We start from the raw sequence: 3,930 nt of genomic DNA, 5'->3' as shown, positions 1-3,930 counted from the left end.
GAGCTGATGCCGCCGCCGCAGACGCTCGACCCGGGGCTGGTCGAGGAGGGGCACACGATCCCGGTCGCCCGCGTCGCGGCGATGCACGCCGGCAAGCGCCGCGCCCGGGAGCGCCGCGCCGGGGGCGACACGACGCCGGAGTGACGACCACCCGTTCGGCCCGTTTCCGCTGCCTCCGACGCCTCAGAGCGACCCGGCGCCGGTCGATGGGAGAGCGACCGGCCACGTCCGTCGGACGGTCGACAGGCCGCGCGGCCGTGTGATCCCGCACGGGGCCGGGTAGTGCTCGGCACGGGGCCTGCCGTCCGGTGGAGGCATGTCGCCCGACGCACTACTCGGGTGGAGGAACCTGGAGCGCGAGTGAAGCAGAGCCCGGCGGGTGCCGCTCCGTCAGAGACACGCGTGCTCGCCCGCGGCTGTGCCTTCGCCGGCGCGCTCGGCCTGCTGACCGCCGCTGTGCCCTTCTCACCGACGGCTCCCCGGGGACTGGCGTTCGGGCTCGGGGTCACCGCCTTCGTGCTCGCCGCGCTGCTGTGGCGGGCGCGCACCAGCTCCTCCGCCGTCCCGCACGCGGTCATCGCGCTCGCCACCGTCGTCCTCAGCGGCGGCATCGCGGCCTGCACGACCGCCGCCGGCGCGGCGGTCACGTCCTACAGCTTCCTCTGGCCGGCGATGTACGTCGCGTGGTTCTTCGGCCGCCGCGCGGCCACCGCGCACCTGCTGCTCATGTGCGCCGGCTTCGCGGTCGGCCTCGCCCAGGCCGGGCTGCCGTCGGCCCTGCAGACGTGGGTCTTCGCCAGCGCGAGCATCGGGGTCGTCGCCACCGCCGTGAACACGCTCGCCGGCCGGCTGCGCAGCCTCGCCGACCGCGACCCGCTCACCGGCCTGCTCACGCGCAACGCCTTCGCCCTGGCGGCCGACCGCGCGCTGCGCCTGGCCGAGCGGACCGGGCGGCCCGTGAGCCTCGCCCTGCTCGACCTGGACGCCTTCAAGGCCGTCAACGACCGGGACGGGCACCTGGCCGGCGACCGGCTGCTCCAGACGCTGACCAGCGCCTGGCAGGGGGCGCTGCGGCGCAGCGACGTCCTCGGCAGGTACGGCGGGGACGAGTTCGTGCTGCTCATGCCCGACACCGACCGGCCCGCGGCGCTGGGGGTGCTGGACCGGCTGCGCGAGGCCACATCGGACGGCAGCTGGACGTGCGGCACGGCCCAGTGGAAGGCGGGCGAGTCGGTCGAGGCCTGGCTCGAGCGGGCCGACGCCGACCTCTACCGGCGCAAGCGGGCGCGCAGCTCGGCCTGAGCCTCGCCCCCGCACCGTTCCGCCCCGGCGTGCAACCATCCGGGCCCGGCGCCGGTATCCCCGGGTGACGGCAGCGGGATCCGAGGGGGGCGGCGTGCAGGACGAGGACGGCTTCGACGCGTTCTACGCCGCGTCGGCGCCCCGGCTGGTCCGGCACGTCTACCTCGCCACCGGGGACCTGGGACGGGCGCAGGACTGCGTGCAGGAGGCGTACGTCCGGGCCTGGCGCCGGTGGGACGACCTGCGCGCCGAGGACGTCGACGCCGTGGCGTGGGTGCGCACGGTCGCGTGGCGGCTCGCGGTCAACGACTGGCGGCGCGGCCTGGCGCAGCTCAAGGCCCTCGTGCGGCACGGCCCCGTCCCCGACGTGCCGGCGCCCTCCCCCGACGTGGTGGCCGTCCGGGCCGCGCTCGAGACGCTGCCGCGCGACCAGCGGGCCGCGCTCGTCCTGCACTACTTCTCCGGGCTGCGGGTCCGCGAGATCGCCGACCTGCTGGGAGTGGCGGAGGGCACCGTCAAGGCGCGCCTCTCGCGCGGGCGCACGGCGCTCGCCCCCCTGCTGCGCAACGACGAGGAGGATCCGTCGTGGACGAGGAGCTGAGCGGGCTCGCCGCCCGGGCCGAGCGCATCGAGCGCGAGGACTGGTCCGCGGTGGCGGGGAACGGGGTCTCCGTACGCCGGCGAGCAGCGCGCGCGGCCCGCGCCCGCCGCGCCGCTGTGTCGGCCGTCGTGCTCGCCGTCGTCGCGTCCGTGGCCGTCGGCGCGTCTCTCGCCGCGCCGTCCTCGCGGCAGCCGGCGACCGCGCCGACGGGGACCGGGACTCCCGACGACGACCCGGCCTCGCGGCTCTCCGGGCTCGCGTGCGAGCAGTTCACCGTCCCCGGCCGCGCGAAGCTCCCGCCGCTGCAGGAGGGGGACGTCGAGCGCTACGCCCTGCGCGCACCCGACCTCGGTGCGGACTGGGTCGACTGGACGGGCAGGCGCACGATGACGCGCCGCGACGTCTACTCCATGGGCGCGACCGGGATGGTCGCGAAGCAGGCGCGACAGGCGGTGGCGGTGAGCCTGGCGCGGCCGGGCGCGGCCCCCGAGTGGTTCCTGACCCAGTACCTCCTGACCTTCGACCCGGCCGAGGCGCCGGCGGCCTTCGACACGCTCGCCCGGCAGCTCGTCTGCGATCCCACGAAGGGCGCTTCCCCTGTCCCCGGCGGGATGGGGTTCCTCCGCCCGCAGACCGCCGGGATCGTGCTGAGCCGCACCGAGCGCGACGGTGCCGTGCTCGCCGTACGCGGCTTCGAGAACCCCGAAGGGTTCGGCCAGTCGCCGTGGACCCTGGTGGCGTGGGTCGGCGACCGCGTCGCGACGCTGACCGTCCTGACCGGCGCGAGCCTCTCGGTGCTCGGCCCGCAGAAGCCCGGCGACGAGCTGGTCGCCGCGCTCGCCGACGCCGTCCTCGCCCGGCTGCGCGGCCTTCCGGTGGCCGCGCCGGTCGCCTTCCCCGTCGCGGACTCCCCGCAGGCCCCGCCCACCGCCGCGATGCTGCGCCCAGCCGACCTGGGCCCGGGCTGGCGGGCGGACGGGCAGGACCGGGTCTCCTTCTCCGGCAGCCCGGACACGATGCTCGCGCGCAGCGCCGACGCCCCGCGCGGGTGCCCGCACACGCAGTCGTTCGTCACGGTCGCCCAGCGCACGGTCCGCTTCCGCGGGCCGGGCACCGACCCGCAGCGGCAGCCGGAGGTCGCCGCGCTGGTCACGGACCTGAAGCCGCGGCGCGGTCCGCGCTTCGTCGGCACGGTCCGGGACAACATCGCGAGCGGGTGCAGCGCCGTCCTGCCGTTCCGCGGGGACGGCAGCGTCGCGGGCATCGGTGACGACGCGTTCCTGCTGCGCGCCGGGCCGCTCGGGCCCGGGCAGGCCGACGTGGCGTTCGCGCGCGTCGGGGACACCGTCGTCACGGTCCAGCTGTACGGCGTGGCGAAGGACCAGCCGTACGACTGGCGGGTTCGCGTGCTGCGCGCCGCGGTCGCGCGGCTGACCGCAGCACGCTGAGGCGGCCTGAGCAGGCGGGATGCACTGGCGGCCGGCGCTGGCGGCGGGGGTAGGCGGCCGGACGGGCGGCCTGGCAGGCGGCCCGAGGACAGGCTGCCTAGGCGTACGCCGCCGCGAGCCGGGCGAACCCCTCGGCGAGCGGCACCTGCGGCTCCCACGCCAGCAGCGACCGAGTGCGCCGCTGGTCGAACCAGTGCGCGGTCGCCAGCTGCTCGGCGAGGAACCGGGTCATCGGCGGGTCGTCCTGCCGGCCCAGCCTCGACCAGACACGCTCGACGAGGGCGCCGCCGGCGGCGGCCACCGGGAACGGCACGTGCAGCCGCGGGGGCGGCGCGCCGGCAGCGCGGCAGATCCGCTCGAACAGCTCGGCCACGGTGCGCGGCTCGCCGTTGCTGACCACGAGCGCCTCGCCGTGCGCGACGTCCGCCCGGTCGAGCGCCGCGACCATCGCGCCCGCTGCGTTGTCGACGTAGGTCGTGTCGATCAGCGCCGACCCGGACCCGACGAGGGCGAGCCGCCCGGAGCGGGCACGATCCACGATTCGCGCAACGAGCTGCGTGTCTCCCGGGCCCCAGACGA

4 protein-coding genes and 1 pseudogene are annotated in these 3,930 nt (G+C 76.9%); 4 read left to right on the top strand and 1 reads right to left on the bottom strand.

Annotation, left to right across the window (positions count from 1 at the left end):
* The 4 genes and pseudogenes from G9H71_RS25625 to G9H71_RS21440 form a co-directional block, all read left to right on the top strand.
* Positions 1–144, top strand: a pseudogene (locus G9H71_RS25625) (ATP-dependent DNA ligase); the annotation flags it as partial.
* 216 nt (positions 145–360) lie between these two features.
* A complete protein-coding gene (locus G9H71_RS25380; protein WP_166284807.1) occupies positions 361–1,302 on the top strand; it encodes a diguanylate cyclase in 942 nt (313 codons plus the stop codon).
* A 94-nt stretch (positions 1,303–1,396) separates the two neighbouring features.
* Positions 1,397–1,903 carry an RNA polymerase sigma factor gene (locus G9H71_RS25375; RefSeq protein WP_166284806.1) on the top strand — a complete coding sequence of 169 codons (507 nt, stop codon included), beginning with the start codon at positions 1,397–1,399 and terminating at the stop codon, positions 1,901–1,903.
* Complete coding sequence (locus tag G9H71_RS21440) at positions 1,888–3,351, top strand: hypothetical protein (RefSeq protein WP_166284805.1); 1,464 nt, start codon at positions 1,888–1,890, stop codon at positions 3,349–3,351. The genes G9H71_RS25375 and G9H71_RS21440 overlap by 16 nt, the downstream gene beginning before the upstream one ends.
* A 97-nt stretch (positions 3,352–3,448) precedes the next feature.
* On the opposite strand, the gene G9H71_RS21435 is transcribed toward G9H71_RS21440, so the two are convergent.
* Positions 3,449–3,930 (bottom strand): NAD-dependent epimerase/dehydratase family protein (locus G9H71_RS21435; RefSeq protein ID WP_231135251.1); only part of this gene is annotated, 482 nt, incomplete at its 5' end.

The sequence above is a fragment of the Motilibacter deserti genome (genome assembly GCF_011250635.1).
Lineage (GTDB): Bacteria > Actinomycetota > Actinomycetes > Motilibacterales > Motilibacteraceae > Motilibacter_A > Motilibacter_A deserti.
This window is presented reverse-complemented; position numbering and strand designations above follow the sequence as displayed.